The 16,906-nt window shown below is 71.2% G+C and carries 13 protein-coding genes and 1 pseudogene; 10 read left to right on the top strand and 4 right to left on the bottom strand.

What is annotated here, in order from left to right; all coding sequences use genetic code 11:
- Window positions 1-56: 56 nt before the first annotated feature.
- Both ACIBG6_RS08270 and ACIBG6_RS08265 read right to left on the bottom strand, forming a co-directional pair.
- A complete protein-coding gene (locus ACIBG6_RS08270) occupies window positions 57-578 on the bottom strand; it encodes a DUF4436 family protein (protein WP_399221961.1) in 522 nt (173 codons plus the stop codon).
- A gap of 192 nt (window positions 579-770) precedes the next feature.
- Entirely contained in the window at window positions 771-1,190 is a 420-nt protein-coding gene (locus ACIBG6_RS08265) for a TetR/AcrR family transcriptional regulator (RefSeq protein ID WP_399221765.1), read from the bottom strand.
- Between the two features lie 134 nt (window positions 1,191-1,324).
- On the opposite strand from ACIBG6_RS08265, the gene ACIBG6_RS08260 reads away from it, so the two are divergent.
- Window positions 1,325-1,903, top strand: a complete 579-nt coding sequence (locus ACIBG6_RS08260; protein ID WP_399221764.1) for a TetR/AcrR family transcriptional regulator — start codon at window positions 1,325-1,327, stop codon at window positions 1,901-1,903.
- 63 nt (window positions 1,904-1,966) lie between these two features.
- Here the strand turns inward: ACIBG6_RS08260 and ACIBG6_RS08255 are convergent, their stop codons facing one another.
- Window positions 1,967-4,297: a collagenase gene (locus ACIBG6_RS08255; protein WP_399221763.1), complete on the bottom strand. Its 2,331-nt coding sequence runs from the start codon at window positions 4,295-4,297 to the stop codon at window positions 1,967-1,969.
- Between the two features lie 394 nt (window positions 4,298-4,691).
- Here ACIBG6_RS08255 and ACIBG6_RS08250 point away from each other — a divergent pair, with 394 nt between their 5' ends.
- From ACIBG6_RS08250 to ACIBG6_RS08225, 6 genes are all read left to right on the top strand, one after another.
- Entirely contained in the window at window positions 4,692-5,681 is a 990-nt protein-coding gene (locus ACIBG6_RS08250; RefSeq protein ID WP_399221762.1) for an alpha/beta hydrolase, read from the top strand.
- Between the two features lie 69 nt (window positions 5,682-5,750).
- Window positions 5,751-7,295, top strand: coding sequence for a peptidoglycan DD-metalloendopeptidase family protein (locus tag ACIBG6_RS08245; protein ID WP_399221761.1), 1,545 nt, complete (start codon window positions 5,751-5,753; stop codon window positions 7,293-7,295).
- Between the two features lie 85 nt (window positions 7,296-7,380).
- Window positions 7,381-9,408, top strand: coding sequence for a family 43 glycosylhydrolase (locus ACIBG6_RS08240; protein WP_399221760.1), 2,028 nt, complete (start codon window positions 7,381-7,383; stop codon window positions 9,406-9,408).
- Between the two features lie 507 nt (window positions 9,409-9,915).
- Window positions 9,916-10,722, top strand: a complete 807-nt coding sequence (locus tag ACIBG6_RS08235) for a serine/threonine protein kinase (RefSeq protein ID WP_399221759.1) — start codon at window positions 9,916-9,918, stop codon at window positions 10,720-10,722.
- Window positions 10,719-12,149: a protein kinase gene (locus tag ACIBG6_RS08230; protein ID WP_399221758.1), complete on the top strand. Its 1,431-nt coding sequence runs from the start codon at window positions 10,719-10,721 to the stop codon at window positions 12,147-12,149. Before ACIBG6_RS08235 ends, ACIBG6_RS08230 begins: the two co-directional genes overlap by 4 nt.
- Before the next feature lie 103 nt (window positions 12,150-12,252).
- A complete protein-coding gene (locus ACIBG6_RS08225) occupies window positions 12,253-12,705 on the top strand; it encodes an RICIN domain-containing protein (protein ID WP_399221757.1) in 453 nt (150 codons plus the stop codon).
- A gap of 119 nt (window positions 12,706-12,824) precedes the next feature.
- On the opposite strand, the gene ACIBG6_RS08220 is transcribed toward ACIBG6_RS08225, so the two are convergent.
- On the bottom strand, window positions 12,825-14,486 hold the full coding sequence (locus ACIBG6_RS08220) for a peptidase M23 (protein ID WP_399221756.1): 1,662 nt from the start codon (window positions 14,484-14,486) through the stop codon (window positions 12,825-12,827).
- A 228-nt stretch (window positions 14,487-14,714) separates the two neighbouring features.
- Between ACIBG6_RS08220 and ACIBG6_RS08215 the strand changes: the two genes are divergently transcribed.
- From ACIBG6_RS08215 to ACIBG6_RS08205, 3 genes and pseudogenes are all read left to right on the top strand, one after another.
- Complete coding sequence (locus ACIBG6_RS08215) at window positions 14,715-16,244, top strand: right-handed parallel beta-helix repeat-containing protein (protein WP_399221755.1); 1,530 nt, start codon at window positions 14,715-14,717, stop codon at window positions 16,242-16,244.
- Between the two features lie 86 nt (window positions 16,245-16,330).
- Complete coding sequence (locus ACIBG6_RS08210; protein ID WP_399221960.1) at window positions 16,331-16,663, top strand: ABC transporter permease; 333 nt, start codon at window positions 16,331-16,333, stop codon at window positions 16,661-16,663.
- Window positions 16,654-16,770 (top strand): annotated as a pseudogene (locus tag ACIBG6_RS08205) (urease subunit gamma); the annotation flags it as partial. The gene ACIBG6_RS08210 and the pseudogene ACIBG6_RS08205, both read left to right, overlap by 10 nt.
- Window positions 16,771-16,906: the final 136 nt, after the last annotated feature.

Below are 16,906 nucleotides of genomic sequence, written 5' to 3'. Positions count from 1 at the left end.
TAGGAAGCCCCGGCCGCACGTGCATGCGCGGGATCCCGCCGACGGCGACGCGGTCGTCACTTTCCGCGCTCGCCCGATGGCGTCTCCGCAGTCGACGACCGGTGCTCGGCCGTGAAGCCGGTGACGACGACGGTGACGAGGCAGAAGGCGATGACCGTCTCGGCCCAGAGGAACGCGATGTAGTCCATGAGGCAGCCGATGGGTGGCGCGCCCGGGGCCGTGTTGCGGAAGGCCGCCAGGGCGAAGAGCGTGGCGGCCATCCAGCCGAGCGCGGGCCAGGTCAGGCCCTTGCGCCGGGTGACGAGGAACCACGCGCCGATGAGCACCGAGACGGCGAGCGCCCACATCGCGACCATCATGAAGCCGGCGAAGATCAGTACGCTGTTGGAGCGCCCCAGGCCGACGTCGAAGACCGCGGTCCCGTCGACGTCCGAGGCGTCCACCGTGGCCGCGAAGAGCGCGTCGCTGTTGGTCAGCGTCACGTGGACGGGGACCTTCTCGCCTCCCTGGGTGGCGCTGAACTCGATCGCGGCGTCGTAGGCGTCGTAGGGGTAGTCCGTGATCGAGCCGCCGGTCAGGGCACGAGCCTGCCGCGACTCGGCTCGCGTCGGCGGGCGTCGGACAACGGGGTCTCCGATCGGGAACTCACACGGCAGGCCACCCGCACTGCCCTGGAACAGGGCGCACGCCCTCCGGCCGGCGGTGCGGACAAGCGCTTCGTTTCGCGAGATCGGCGACTCGGCGACTCGGCGATTCAGGAACTCGGCGATTCAGTGGCTCAGGCGCTCGACCTCGATGGAGACCGCCTCCCTCACCAGTTCGCGGGCATGGGGCAGGGGCAGGGCGCCGCTGAGCCAGCGCGTACTGAGCCCCTCCAGGAGTCCGGTGAGCCTCTCCGCGGATGCCGTGAGGGCCGGCGCGGGAGCCGTCGGCCGTACGCAGCTCAGGAGGTCCGCGACGTCATGGATCCAGGCCAGCGTGGCTCTGGCCAGATCGCCGCGCAGCTCGGGCTCGAAGAGGTACCGGTCGGCCCGGTCGCTGATGAACTCCAGGGTGTGGCGCAGGACGCCGGCCCGGTCCTTGAAGTGGTAGTAGATCAGCGCGATGGACACCCCGGCCTCGGTCGCCAGCTCCTCCATGCGCAGCCCGCGGACTCCGTTCCGGGCGATGACCCGGGCGGCACCTTCCAAGATGGCCCTTCTGCGGTCCGTCGCCACGTGATCCCCCTCGTGAGTGGTCTGAACCAGCAGTGTCGCGTATTAACTGAATCTTTAGTCAAAATGGCGAACGGAAGGCGACTGTGGGGAGGGATAAAGGTCGGGGCATGGCGTCTCGCAGCACTCAGATCCTCCAAGCCGCCGCCCGGGTCATCGCCCGGCGCGGGGTCCGCGGCCTGCGCGTCGAGGAGCTCGCCGCCGAGGCGGGCGTGTCCACCGCGCTGATCTACTACCACTTCAAGGACCGCACCGGGATCCTGCTCAAGACGCTGGAGTTCATCAGCGACCGTGCCGCGCACTACACGACCTGTCGTGAGCCGGACGCCGCACCGCTCAGCCCGCGCGAGGAACTGGACCAGACGCTTCTCCTCGAACTCCAGGACACGACCGAGGTCAGGGAGAACAGCAGCGCCTGGGGCGAGCTGCGGGCCAGCGCCGTCTTCGACGAAGTCCTGCGGGAGGACCTGACGAGATCCACGGCGGTCTGGGTCCAGGAGGTGGCGGAGCTGCTGGGCGAGGTCCGGCCGATGGCTCCGGCAGCGGCTCTCTCGGCCGCCGCCGAGCGGCTCACCGCCCTCCTGGAGGGCCTGAGCATGCGCTGGCTCAGCGGCACGCTCCAGATTTCCCACGCCCGGACGCTGATGAGCGAAGCCATCGACGCCGAGGTCGAAGGGCTGGGCCGCTAGGACCCGTCCGGGTACGCCGGGTACGCCGGGGCCGGTCGGCGGGACCGGCCCCGGTGAACCGGCTTACTTGGACTGCGTGGAGAGGCTCACGCCGCTGAAGTCCTGCGCGGCGGCGAGGCTGAAGTACACCCAGCCGGACGGCGGGTTGTCGATCGTCAGGGTCTCGCCGTTGCCGGCGTTGGTTGACTTCGCCTGGTAGCTGCCGGTGGTGGCCCAGCTGCCGCCGCCGTAGTACAGGTCGGCGTTGCCGGTGCCGCCGCTGCTGGTGATGGTCAGCTGCTTGACGCCGGCCGGCAGGTACACGAAGTGGTAGCTGTAGTTGCCGGCGGTGGCCGCGAGGCCGTCCCGGCGGCAGTTCTTGTCGAACTGCCGGGTGTCGGCGATGGTGCAGGCCGGGGCGAGCGGGGCCGAGGCCTCCGGCAGGGGGCCGCAGTCGTCGGTCGCGCAGGCGGTCGTCAGCCAGGTGGCGAAGTCGGCGTCGTAGCCGGTGCCGATGGTCTGCTTCAGGAGCGTGCGGGCACCGTTCCAGTCACCCGTGCGGTACTTGCCGAGCACGGTCTCGACGTCGGCGGGGTGCTTCTGGAGCATGTAGCGGACCGCGAGGAAGCCCCAGCGGTAGACGCGGTTCGAGTTGACCTCGGGGTCCGCCTCCTGGCCGTAGACGGTGTCGAAGAGGTCGCTGAGCTTGTACGTCTTCTTGCCGGCCTCGGCGATCGCGTCGGCGTTGCGCTCGCCCCGGTAGCCGAACGAGATGTTCTCGGCGATGCCCTCGACCCACCAGATGGTCGGCGTGGTCATGCCCGCCTCGAAGTCGCCGGCCATGTTGTAGCGGCCGTCGAGGTAGTGGGTGTACTCGTGGTTCAGGTTCCAGATCTCGAAGTCCGGGCGCAGCCAGTGGGCCTCGTGGGCGATGAAGCGGGCCTGGTTGCCGGCGGCGGCCGGGTTGCCCTCCTCGTACATGCCGCCGTTGTCCACGTCGATGTTGTAGATGGCCCAGGCGTACAGCGAGTAGTTGGTGTAGTCGTCGAAGACGACGACTTCGAGGTTCGTGTTCACGTCACCGGGGATCGCGCCCTTGTCGCCGATGACCCGGTGGAAGTACGCGTCCTGGTTGACGAGGCTGGTGCAGGTCCCGGCCAGCTGCGCGGGCGACATGTCCTGGGCGCGGATCTTCAGGCCCGGGGTGCACGTGTGCTGGATCGGCAGGATCGCCGGGAGGACGCGGTCGCCCAGGTCGCAGATGGCGTAGGCCGCGCAGTTGCCCCTGTCGTACTGGCGCGTGTACCAGCCCAGGTTCATGGTGATCGGCGCGGTGGGGCCGACGTTCGGGTAGCGGTTGATCAGGTCCTTCAGCAGCGGCCGGACCCGGTCCTTGAGCTCGGGGACGTCGAGGGCGTAGCCGAGGAAGCGGCCGACGTTGCTGACGACGTCCAGGCGGTTCAGCTGCGCGCCGTTGCGCGTGATGAAGCCGGCCCAGGTGTCGAGGATGGCGGGGTCGGCCTTGAGGGCGGCCCGCCAGCCGCGGTCGTCGTTCTCGGCCTTGAAGCCGTTCTCGACGACCCACTCGACGTGCTGCATGGAGAGGTTCATCTGGGCGGGCCAGGTGCCGTCGTAGCTGCCGAGCATCCACTTGACGACGCCGGCGTACCGGCCCGCCGCGTGGGTGCTGTCGATCAGCGTGACGACCTCGTTGAGGATCTCGCCGTTGGCGTCGGTGACGTCCTTGCTGCGCGGGGAGGCGAAGAACGCGTCCAGCGCGCCGCGAGCCGCGCCGTCCAGCGCCGTGCCGTAGTCGCCGACGACGTCCGCGTGGTTGTCCTGCACGTAGTAGCCGGCGCGCAGGAACAGCACCAGCTGGCCGATGGCGGCACTGTTGTCGCCGGAGTAGGTGGCGGAGGCGTCGCGCAGGGCGTTGGCGACGGTCACCATCTGGGGTTCGCGGAAGGCCTTGCGCGCGTCCTCCCCGGTGAGGCTGAACAGGGGGTACGTACAGGTGATCCGGGGGAGGGCCTTGAGCTGCTGGACCAGCGCGCCGCCCGTGGCGTTGATGACGCCGGAGAGGTCACTGCAGTCGTCCGCGGCGGCGGCCGAGGACTGCTTGCCGACCTTGACGGGCTTGAGCGCCGGGGCGGGGGCCGGGGAGGACTCCTCGGCACTGTCCTGCGAGGAGATCCGGAAGCGGGAGCTGTTGCTCATCGCGTCGGGCGACTTGGGGACGGGGATCGACCGCGGCGCCGAGGCCGCGGTCCCGGGTGCGTTCGTGCTGACCGGGGGCGTGGCGCCGACGGAGGCGGCCTGACTCTGCGGCGTCAGCAGGCCGAGCGCGATGAAGACGGCTGCGCCGAGTGCAGGGAGTCTTCGCGCGTTGGCCTTCGATATCCGGAAGGGATGCATCTGTGGGGGCCTCCGGGGCCGTTGTGGCCGCGTGCGGGGGACACACGGGCGACTGATGTGTGACATGTAAAATTTCACATGTCGCATCGTGCGGGAAGGCTTTCGGCCAAATTGACCGGCTCGCAACGGCAACGTTGTCGACTGCCGAGCCCGGATCGCCGCGATTGAGGCGTTTGCGATGCCCGAGGACCATCGGCAGGCACACCTAGCCGAAGCGGCCCCCGTCTGTCAGTCCGCAATCTTCCGGAGTCTCCCGGCGCGCGCCCGTTGCTACCTTCCAGACCTCACGTTCGCCCGGCCCGGTCAGACGGCGCCGGCACGGTCCGAAGGGCGCGCGGCAAAGCTTCCGCGCGGCTTCCGGACTCATCGTCATGCTCCCTACCTGGAGGTCACGTTGAGCGCGCAGCACCCCACTCGCAGAAACATCCTCAAGACCGCCGGTGGTCTTACGGCGGCGATGACCCTGGGTGCCGCAGGCGTCCTGGGGGCGGCGGCTCCGGCGTCGGCAGCCGGTGACGGCTTCGGCCTGCACATCGTGGACCACAACGAGGCCGACCACCGCATGTGGTACTACCGGTTCTCGACCAGTGCGATCGGCTGGAACCCCGCGGTCAACGTGCTCCTCCCCGACGACTACCACTGGAGCGGACGCCGGTACCCGGTGCTCTACCTCTTCCACGGTGGCGGCACGGACCAGGACTTCATCACGTTCGACCGCGAGGGCATCCGTGCCTGGACCGCCGGCAAGCCGATCATCGTCGTCATGCCCGACGGCGGGCACGCGGGCTGGTACTCCAACCCCGTGAGTTCCAACGTCGGCCCGCGGAACTGGGAGCACTTCCACATCGCGCAGCTGATTCCGTGGATCGACGCGAACTTCCGTACGTACGCCGAGTACGACGGCCGTGCCGTGTCCGGGTTCTCGATGGGCGGCTTCGGCGCACTGAAGTACGCCGCCAAGTACTACGGCCACTTCGCCTCCGTGAGCGCCCACTCCGGCCCGGCCAGCCTGCGCCGGGACAACGGCCTCGTGGGTCATTGGGCCAACGCGAGCGCCGCGGCCCTGGACCTGAACGGCGGCACGATCTACGGCGCGCCGTTCTGGGACGAGGCCCGGGTCAGCGCGGACAACCCGGTGCAGCGGATCGAGAGTTACCGCCACAAGCGGGTCTTCCTCGTAGCCGGTACCAGTCCCGACCCGATCAACTGGTTCGATACGGCCAACGAGACCCAAGTGCTCGCGGGACAAAGGGAGTTCCGTTCACTCCTCGGCGGCGCGGGAATCCCGCACGAGTGGTACGAGCTGCCCGGCGGCCACTTCATCCGCCACGACATGATGCAGCGCGACATCGACGGCATCATCGGCCACCTGCGGAGGGCGTGAGCGGCGCTCGCCCCGCTCCACGTCCGTTCCTCCGCCCATCCCCGGACGATCACAGGGAAGGAGCCTTCTGTGCTTCTCGGACTGTCCCGACGCGCGTTGAACTGTGTTGTCGCGGCGACAGCGGCTCTCCTGCCGTTGCTGCCCGCCGCGGCCCCGGCCACGGCGGCGGCCCCGGCCACGGCGGCCGCCGCGGCCGGGACCGCCGGCTCGGCCTCGGCGTGCCCGGCCGCCGGCTTCGTGAACCAGCCCTTCCACCCCGGTCACAACGGCGTCGACATCGCCAACGACACCGGGACGCCGATCTACGCCGTGGGCGACGGCGAGGTGACCATCTCGGGATACGCCAGTGACTACGGCCAGTGGATCCGCATCCTCCATCCGGACGGGAGGACCTCCGAGTACGGGCACATGTACCAGCGGGACGTCTCGGTCGGCGACCGTGTGGTGGCCGGCCAGCGGATCGCCCTGATGGGCTCCGAGGGCAACTCGACCGGTCCCCACCTCCATCTGCGGATCTGGGCGGGGGTTCCGAACAATTCGAACGGCATCGACCCCGAGGTCTACCTCGCGGAGGGCGGCGTGGTGCTGCCCTGCATCCCCGGCAGTGGTCCACGGCCCAAGCCCCTCGTGTATCCGGTGGAGTCGGGCCGCGTGGTGTCGGCGCGGTCGGCGGACGGCCGCCTGGAGGTGTTCGCCGCCGGCGCGGACGGCGTCCAGCACGCCTGGCAGCAGGAAGCGAACCGCAACTGGTCGGAGTGGGAGCAGACCGGCGGTCCCGGCAACGCCGAGCTCGCGATCGCTCCCAACGCGGACGGCCGCCTGGAGATGTTCGCGATCGACGGGAACACCTTCCGGCACCGCTACCAGCTCTCCCCGTCGGGCGGTTGGTCCGCCTGGGAGGACTTCGGCGGCGGCGGTCGTGACATCGCGGCCGGCGTGAACGCCGACGGGCGCATCGAGGTCTTCGCCTCCGGCCCGGTCGGCGTCTTCCACCGGTACCAGCTGACCCCGAACGGAGCCTGGTCGCCTTGGGAACCGACGGGCGGCGGGCCCGCCGACAGCCGTATCGAGATGGAGAAGTCGCCCGACGGTCGCCTTGAGGTGTTCGCCCTCAACGGCAGCACCTTCCAGCACCTGTACCAGACGGCCGCGAACGGCGGCTGGTCCTCGTGGGACGACTTCGGCGGTGGCGGTCACGACCTCACCGTCGACCACAACGCCGACGGTCGGATCGAGGTCTTCGCCTCGGGCCCGGTCGGCGTCTTTCACCGGTACCAGACGGGTCCCACCACGTGGTCGGGCTGGGAATCCACCGGCGGCCCCGCGAACGCCCAGCTCAGCAGCGAGCGCACGGCGGACGGCCGCGTCGAGGTCTTCGCCATGAACGGCGACACGGCCGTGCACGCCTGGCAGACCGCGGTGAACGCGCCGTACAGCGCGTGGGAGGCCTTCGGAGGCGGCGGCACCGAAGTCACCGCCACCTCCAACGCCGACGGTCGGATCGAGGTCTTCGGCACCAGTCGAGCCGGCACCTACCACCGCTGGCAGACCGGCTTCTCCACCTGGTCCGCATGGGTCTGGGTCAACAGCACCGCAGGTCCCTCCCTCGACTGACCCACCTCCTACCGCCACACACACGACCCGCGGCCGGCCGCGCCCCCACGGCACGGCCGGCCGCGCGGTCCGTCTGGAGATGCCCATGCTTCCCATCAGCAGACGGAACCTGCTGCGGGGTGCCACCGCGGCAGCCGCGTTCTCGTTCCCCGATACCGCCCGGGCCACGACCGCCGAAGCCGTCGCACCCCCTCGGTGGATCGGCGCCGGGCCGTTCGCCCGCGTCTACGACCCCTCCACCGTCGCCGGACCGCGGTACCTCAACGACCACACGCTGATCAACGCCCGGGGCCGCTGGCACCTGTTCGGCATCATCGGGGACAGCGCGCCGCCCGGCGACTCCCCGGACAGCTCGGCCGAGATCGCCTTCGCCCACGCCTCCGCGCCCACCCCGCACGGCCCCTGGACCACCCACGCCGACGCCCTCACCGTCGAACCGTCCTACTTCGGCGAGGAACACCTCTGGGCGCCGCACGTCGTCGAGGCGGGCGGCCTGTACCGGATGTTCTACGCCGCCGGCGGAGCGAGCGGCGCCGCGATCAACCTCGCCACCTCGACCGACCTGTTCACCTGGACCCGCGAGCCGTCCGGGCCCCTGTTCCGGGGGATCGCGGCGCGCGACCCGATGGTCCTGCGGGTCGGCGACGAGTGGGTCATGTACTACACCGAACTCTCGGGCCCGAACGACGGCCACCATGTCGTGTCCTACCGCCGGTCCGCCGACCTGGTGCGCTGGAGCGAGCCGGGCGTCGCGTTCACCGACGCGAGCACGGACGCGACCGTCTCGGTCACCGAGTCGCCGCACGTCGTCGAACGGGACGGCTGGTACTACCTGTTCATCGGGCCGCGCAACGGCTACGAGGGCACCGACGTGCTGGCGTCGCGCGATCCGTTCCGCTTCGACCTCACCGGCCACGCGGGGCACGTACCGGGTCACGCGGTGGAGGTGTTCACCGACGGGGAGGAGTGGTACGCCAGCGCCGCGGGCTGGTTCGGGCAAGGGCTGTACGTCGCGCCCCTGCACTGGCGGGACACACCACCTCCGTGGCAGAGCCCGGACAACCCGGTGGCGGGTCTCGACGTCGACGGCCGGCTCACGGTGTTCGCGCTGGACGCCGCCGACCGTTCGATGCTGCGGCGCGTCCAGCTCGACCCGAACAACGACACCTGGTCGGCGTGGGAGACCTTCGGGGGCCCGGCCGGTGCGGTTCCCACGCTGGGGCGCAACACCGACGGCAGGCTGGAGGTGTTCTCCCTCGCTCCCGGCGGCCTGAACCTGCATCACCGCGTACAGCGCCCTGACGGCGGCTGGCACGACTGGGAGGAGTTCGGCGGTCCCGCCGGCGCCGCGCCCGCCGTCGCCCGTAACGCCGACGGCCGACTGGAGGTCTTCGCGTCGAGCCCCGGGGCCGCCTCCTTCGCACGGCGGCGGCAGTGGTCGCCCGGATCGCGGGCGTGGGAGGCGTGGGAGCCCGGCTTCGGCGGAGCTGCGGGCGCCCCGCCGGTGGTCGCGGCCAACGCCGACGGCCGGCTGGAGGTGTTCGTCCTCGCGGCCGGCGGCACCGGGATCCGGCACCGGTGGCAGGAGGCCCCCAACGGCGCCTGGACCGGCGCGTGGCACTCCTTCGGCACCGCGGCCGGTGCCGCGCCGCGGACGGCCAGGGACGGCGCCGGCCGACTGACCGTCGCCGCGATCGGACCGTCCGGCGTGGGGACGTTCTCCCGGCGCCAGACCGTGCCGAGTGGCGGCTGGGACGGGTGGCAGCCATTGTTCGGCTGGAGTGCCGCCGCCCCGGCGTTCGCCGCCAACGCCGACGGCCGGCTGGAGGCGTTCTCCCTCGCTCCCGGCGGCGCCCGGCTCAGCCACCGCTGGCAGGTCACGCCCGGCGGGAACTGGGCTCCCGGCGGCGAGTTCGGCGAACCGGGGATCAGGCTCGCGGCCACCCCCTCGGCGGCGCTCGACTCCACCGGCCGGATGCATGTCTTCGCCGTCACCCGCGAGGGCCGGGTACGGACCCGTGTCCAGGCCCTGCCGAGCGGCGGGTGGCGACCGTGGACGGCGTTCGGTGACCGCGCGGTCGCGCCCGTCGTGTCGGGCAGTCCCGCTCTCTGAGTCGGACCGCGCCGCGCTCCAGGTGCGGATCTCGCCACGTGAAGTCGGTGAATCGGCGGTTCGATCGCGTCACGAACGGCCCGGATCGCCTCGCGTCCCCGCGGGGCGCGGTGACCTTTCCCACCTTGCGCGGGGCGTGACACGGCATACGCGCCCGGGTGCGAGGGCGGGTCCGCTGTCCCCGGGCGCGGACGTCGGCGGCCCGTCTCGCTCGCCTCGGCGCGAGATATTCGGCCCATCGGTGCGGCAGACGGCCGAAAACAACATCAAATCGCCGCCCCACCCCGCCGGGGAGGTGTCCTGGGTCACAGCAGACGGTCCTTCGCGGCACGTGCCGTCCGGGGCCCGGCGGATGGCTGCGGGGGGCGTTCCGAGCGCCGCTCCGGCCAGGCCTCCGGCCACCGCGGTCCCTCCGGGCCGAAGTGGCCGAAGCACGTCGGTGAACTCTCCTGACTCGTGAGTATCGTTCCGCTCGTCCGGCACCGCGACGGGAGGAAGAGGGGGAGCGTGAGCGGCGTAGTCGTCCATCTGCCGCAGGGGAACGGTGGCGCCGACGGCGGCGAACCGTGTGCCGACGCGGTCACGTTACGCCTCGGCCCCGGCCAGGTCGCCCGCTTCGGACGGGGCTCCGCGACGACCCCGGTGGAACTCCGGCTGGCCGACGCGGCGATCTCCCGGCTCGCCGGCGAGATCCGCGCGACCGACGACCACTGGCAGTTGACGAACCACAGCACCACCCACTGCTATCTGGTGGAGAACCCCGAGGGGGCCGGTGAGTACCTGAGGGTCCCGCCCCGGCGCGTCGGGGCGCCCGTCCCGTTCGAGTTCTCGCGTGTGGTGCTGCCCACCCGCGGCGACCTCACGGTCTCCTTCCAGGTGTTCGCGCCCGACCACGTCTATCTGGACCCGGAGGCGATGGGCGTTCCCTGGGGCAGCCGCACGGTCACCGCGTACTCCCTGGACGAGTCGGCCACGTACTTCCTCGTCCTCGTCGCGCTCTGCGAGCCCCGCCTGCGCGACCAGTCCCGCGTGGCGGTCCCGACCACGCCCCAGATCGTCGAGCGACTGAGAGGGCACGTCACCGGCGGCACGCTCACCGCCCGGGCGATCAGCTCGCACATCGACTACCTCGCCGAGGAGAAGCTCCGCATCGGCGTCCCGGACGCCCACGAACCCGGCAAGGGCGAGCGCCGGAACGGCAAACGGGAGGAGATCGTCGGGCTCGCGCTGCGGTTCGGGCTCGTACGGGAGGAACACCTCGCACTGCTGCCGTCCCTGGCCGGCGGCGGGCGGGAGCGGCAGGCGCCGCGATGACACCGCCGGTCGGTCCGGGCGACGCGACGGGACACGACCCCACGGACCTGCTCCCGCCCGGATACCGGGCGGGAGCCTGGGTCGTCACCGAGCTGATCGGGGCCGGAGGCTGGTCCACGGTGTACGCGGCCCGGCCGGCCCACGCGCCGCAGGACGGTCCCGCCGCGGTTCGCGAGGGCCGGTCGTCGGGCGTCACCGACGTCGCGCTCAAGATCATGCCCACCGCGGGGCTCGCGCCGCGCCAGGCACGCAGGATCGTGGAATCCGCCCACCGCGAGGTCGAACTCGGGCGCAGGGCCGGACATCCCCGCCTGATCGGTCTCCGGGAGTCCTTCGTCCTCTCCGCACCGGACCTGCCCGCCGTGGACGGCGCGATCGTCCTGGTCATGGAGCGGGCAGCCGGAAGTCTGCGCGAGCTCCTCGACGCGGGGGTTACCGAGGCCGATCGCGGCCGTCTGATCGCGGGAATCTGCGAGGGCCTGGCCCATCTCCACCGGTCGGGCTGGGTGCACGCCGACCTCAAGCCGGAGAACATTCTGCTGGGCAGGGACGGGTCCGTGAAGCTCTCGGACTTCGGCCTCGCCACGGAGCTGACCGGGACGCACGGGTACGTACCTCCCATGGGCACCCTGGACTACCTTCCGCCCGAACGCTGGCGGGCACCCCTGGGGGAGCTGGGCGTGCAGGTCCGGCCGAGTGCCGACATCTGGGCCCTGGGTGTCGTCGTCCACGAGGTGTTCGCCTCCGGTGCCTCGCCCTTCCCCGGCGCCACCCCCGTGGCGCGGGGCGCCGCCGTGCAGGAATACGGCGAGGGGCGCGCGCCGCTGCGCATGGACCTCGCGGTGCCGCCGTTCTGGCGCGCGCTGGCCGCCGACTGTCTGGCCCCGACGCATGCGGCACGCGCACCGCACACGGCCGAGAGCCTGCTCGCCCGTATCGCCGCCCGGGAGGGGACGCGGGACACCGGGGCGCGACGGCTGCGGGGCGTGGCCCGTGCCGCGGTCCTCGCCGCCGCGCTCTGCGGGACCGCCGGCGCGACCCTGTGGTCGGACGCGGTGCGGGAGGGCGCGTCCGCGGGGCCGGGCCGTACGGTCGGCACGCTCACGGTCTTCAACGCCGAGCGGGGCTGCCAGGACCGGGCCGACCGGGACCCGCAGTGCAGCCTGGGCCTGGCGATCGATCCCCAGGGACCGTACGCCGCGGACAACGTCGTCACGACCCGCGTGTGGCACGGCGACGCCCTCACCGCCGACTGCCGGCTGCCCGACGGACAGCCCATCGTGGACGAGGCGGGCATGCAGTCCACGCTCTGGTTCCGCGTCCGGCTCAGGGAGGGCTCCGCGCACCCCGCGGCCTGGCTCCCCGCCGTACGCACGAAGGACCGGCCGGCGCTGCCGGGATGCCCCCCTCCCACGGCCGGTCGCTGATCAGGCCGTTGTCACTCCGGATCGTTCCGGATGTCCGGCGCCGGGGGCGCACGGCTAGCTTGCGGACCGCCACGTCCACCACACGAAGGAGACGACGAACCACATGCGCGCCATGCGATCGCTTCTGCTCGGCGGGACCCTGGTCCTCACCACCCTCGCGGCTCCCGGCGGCGCGCTGGCCGCGCCCGCGGGGGCCACCGACGCCGTCCAGAGCTTCCGGAACCAGGCCACCGGCCGATGCCTCGACGACACCAGCAACGGCTTCCGCGTCTGGAGCTGCAACGGCACCACGCCACAGCGGTGGAACGTGCACGTCTGGGGCGACGGAACCCGTCAGCTGAGGAACGAGAACACCGGCCGGTGCATCGAGGACACCGACAGCGGGTTCCGTACCGCGGTCTGCAACTCCAGCGCGGCACAGAGCTGGTGGGTGACGGTCTGGGGCGACGGCACCGTCCGCTTCCAGAACCAGCTCACGCAGCGCTGCATCGACGACAGCTCCCTCGGCCTGCGCACCTGGGCCTGCAACAGCACCGAGTACCAGAGCTGGTCCTGAACGCCCGGGGGCGCCGTGACCGTTCCGCGGCGCCGGCGCCCCCGAGCACGGACGGCCACCCGGCTTCGGCGACCGGCGTCGTCCTAGGCCCTGTCCGGCAGATCAGGGTCGGATAGGGCCTAGCCGACCGCGGGACCGGAATCGTTCAGCCAGCCCCAGTCCGCCCAGGTCGTGAACCCGGTCTGCCAGCGGTGATAGACCCCGGCGTGGCTGGTGCCGAACACCTCGATGCGACCGTCGGCGTTGTTGCTCGCGCCGATCTCGGTGCCACCGCCCCCGAAGGTCTCCCAGGGCGCGAACGACGCGTTCGGCGCGGTCTGCCAGGTGTGGCTCGCGGTCCCGGCGTTGATCGCGAACACCTCGACCCGGCCGTCCACCGACCGCGAGGCGGTCAGCTCGGCGTCGGGGATCCCGCCGGTGCCCGTCCAGGCCGACCACGAGGTCGGGCCGGTCTGCCAGCGGTGGAACACCCCGTCGGCGTTGGAGGCGAACACCTCGAGACGGCCGTCCTGGTTGTGGCTGGCGGTGACATCGTGACCGCCGCCGCCGAAGTCCTCCCAGGCGGACCAGCCACCGCTGACCGCGGTCTGGTACAGGTGCCCGAACGTCGAGTCCGACAGCGCGAACACCTCGAGCCGCCCATCGGGTGCGTTCTCCATGGCGAGTCGCGCGTTGGCCGGGCCGCCGCCGGTGCCCTCCCAGCCGGCCCAGGCGCCGCTGGGCGCCGTCTGCCAGCGGTGGAACACGCCGGAGGCGTTGGAGGCGAACACCTCGATGCGGCCGTCGGCGTTGCTGCCCGCGGCCAGCCGGTATCCGCCGCCGCCGAAGTTCGCCCAGCCCGACCAGCCGGCGCTGGGCCCGGTCTGCCACATGTGATCGAAGGTGCTGTCCGAGAGCGCGAACAGCTCCAGCCGGCCGTCCGCGTTGGACGCCACCGCCAGCTGCGCGTTCCGCGGACCGCCCTCGAACCGCCACTGCGACCAACCGCCGTTCACCGCGGTCTGCCACGCGTGATAGACCCCGTCGGCCCCGGCGGCGAAGGCTTCGAGCCGCCCGTCGGCAGACCGTCCGGACACCACGCGACCCGAGCCGTACGGGTGCTCGGGACCGCCGCTCACCCCGGACCACAGCGCGTTGGCGATGGTCACCGCGTCGCCCGCCTCGACGGCGTACAGGCCACGCAGGTCCTCTCTCGGCCGCTGCACGTTCCAGCACACGTCGCCGATCGCCTGGCCGTTCCACGAGCCGCCCGGATACAGCCGTTCCATCTCGTCGAGGAAGGCGTTCGTGGCGTAGGCCGGGTTCAGCCGTTCCTCCCGGCTGCCCCACCAGTCCTGCTGCTGGAACAGCCCGAGGCTGGTGTAGTCGACGGCCTGGGAGTAGTTGTTCATGCTGCTCTCGACGATGATCGTGGCGATGGCGATCGCCGCGGCTCTCTGGTTGAGCCCGCGGTCCTTCACCGCCTGCGTGACCATCCGCGCGCAGGACACCTTGTAGGCGTCGAGGTATCCGGCCATCTTCGCCCGCAGCTGGGGGTTGAGCTGGTCGGCCATGATGCCGTCGGTGGCCGACGGGCCGGCCGGGTCGCACGGCACGGTCGGAATGGCGAACCCCTGCGGTCCGCTGAAGTACCGGGAGACGCCGTGACGTTCGCCGTCCGGGCTCGGTACCGATGCGTGCCGGGCCAGGGCGACCGAGGCGGTCATCCCCATGACCAACCCCCAGACAGCGGCCACGAAGGCCGTTCTGGTGAGCACACGGCGTAAGAGACCTCGTGCCATCGTGAGCCTTTCTGTCGTGAGGAGTGCCGTCGAATCGGCAAGCTAGTGGTGGGCAGGCCGGGCAAGGCATCCGGAACGATCCGGAGTGACAGGGGCGACGTTCCTGATGCGGGAGCCCACCGCCCCCCGAGTTGATCGAAATTCGATCAATCGACCGAGATTCGTTGACTCGATCACGTGCCAGCTCTAGCTTCTGGCGGCAGCAGACCGTCAGAAGGGTGTGGCGTCATGACCATCGGAGCACGCAGGAGACGGAAGCTGACGGGCCGTGGGCTCGTCGGCGTCGCTCTCGCTCTCACCGGAACCATCGCTTTCGCCGACGTACCCGCCTCGGCCGCGGGAAGTACCACCTACGTGAACTGCTCCATCCCGGTGGCCGGAGACGGCAGTCAGGCGTCGCCGTTCAACAGCATCGGACAGGCCAACGGAAGGACGTACGCCCCCGGCGACACGCTCGCCTTCGCGTCCGGCACCACGTGTACCGGCTCCCTCGCGCCACAGGGCAGCGGCACCGCCTCCGACCCCATCACCCTCACCGCCTACGGGGCCGGCGCGCTGCCCGTGATCGACGGCGCCGGCGCCGCCCACACCGTCTCCTTCACCAACCAGGACCACTGGCGGATCAGCAACCTCAAGCTGACCAGCCCGGCCTCCTCGCTCGCCCGTCGTGCCGGTCTGCGGATCTCCGTCACCGACGGAACGGCGCACCGCGGTTTCGACATCGGCCACCTCGTCATCGACCGCGTGGCCGGCCAGACGAACAAGAACAGCCCGACCACCGAGGACTTCGTCCAGTCGGCGGGCATCGTCACCGGCGCGAGCGGCACGAACTCGACGCTCAACGACATCCACGTCCACCACAACCAGATCAGCAACACGGGTGGCGGAGGCCTCAAGATCCGGGTCGGCGCCATGGCCGTCAAGGGCTCCGGCGTCCTGATCGAGCACAACACCATCAAGGATGTCGGCGGCGACGGCATCATCGCCAGCTACGCCGACGCGCCCATGATCCAGTACAACAACGCCTCCGGCGTCGGCAACGGCGTGTACCCGTTCTCCGGCGGCAACTTCGCCGGCATCTGGGTGCTCGGCGACCACGACCCGACCATCCAGAAGAACGCCGTCCACGGCATCACGCGGATGTCCGTGGCCGACAGCCAGGCGTTCGACTGCGACTGGGGCAACACCGGCACCTGCACGATCCAGTACAACTTCAGCCGCGACAACATCGGCGGCTTCTTCCTCGACTGCGACGGGTGCGGGACCATCGGCGGCGCCCGGCAGATCATCCGCTACAACATCTCCGAGAACGACTGCCGCATGAGCAGCGTCAGCGCCGGCCGTTCCGCCCTGCACATGTACAACAACGTCATCTACTGCACGGACAGGAAGCTCGACATCACCCTCCCCGACGAGAGCGTCGTCGAGAACAACATCTGGGTGGGCACCGCCGACTCCCGGCTTCCCACCGGACCCGGCGTCCGGTGGCTCTGGAACGTCTTCCAGGGTGTGCCGCGGCCGACCGCCAACGGCATCGCAGGCGACCCGCACTTCGTGAACCCCGGCACCGGCGGCGACACGATCCACTCCGTCGACGGCTACAAGCTGCGCACCACCTCCCCGGCCCTGAGCAACGGATCCGTGATCAGCGGCAACGGAGGCCGCGACTACTGGGCGAACCCCGTATCCACCCAGACGAAGCCGCACCGCGGCGCGTACAACGGCCCCGGCATCCCCAGCGACCAGTCCACCGGGTAGCGCCCGGACGTCAGCTCCTGGCCGGCAGCCGCTCGTGCTCGTGGCGGCCTGCCCGTTCACGGGGGTCGCCCATGGTGGTGGGCGTGATGGAGCGCCGCGGTGAGATCGGACTGCGCCGGGCGCTGGGCGCCAGGGGCGGACAGATCGCCGTCCAGTTCCTGCTGGAGGCCGTACTGATGGGCTTCATCGGCGGAATCGGCGGGCTGGTCATGGGGAGTCTCGCCGTCTACGGCTATGCCGTGGCCCAGGGCTGGCCCGTCTCCGTCCCCTTCTCCACGATCGTCGCCGGTCCCTCGGTCTCCGTCCTGGTGGCCGCCGTCGCCGGCATCCACCCGGCCCTGCGCGCCGCCAGGGCGTCCCAGGATGGGGACGCCATGCATGTGACCAGGGCCGTGCTTCAGGGGGCGGTATGCCTCTGACCCCCACGGAGCGGGACCGGCTGCTGCTCTTCACGGCCGCCGAGCTCGCGCGGACGCGGCTGGGGCGCGGGCTGCGTCTCAACGTGCCGGAGGCGACGGCGCTGATCGACGGCAACGGCGGCGGTGGCGCGCACTGCGTGACCATGCAGGAGCCCAACCGCTGAATGAGCGCGAACGAAGGAACGAACGACCGGCCCGGGCCTCGCTTTCGAGGTCCGGGCCGGCCACTCGCGGGACGTCGTC

It is taken from the genome of Streptomyces sp. NPDC050842 (genome assembly GCF_044456565.1).
GTDB lineage: Bacteria > Actinomycetota > Actinomycetes > Streptomycetales > Streptomycetaceae > Streptomyces.
The sequence above is the reverse complement of the archived record's forward strand: the minus strand, read 5'-3'. Positions and strand labels throughout refer to the sequence as shown.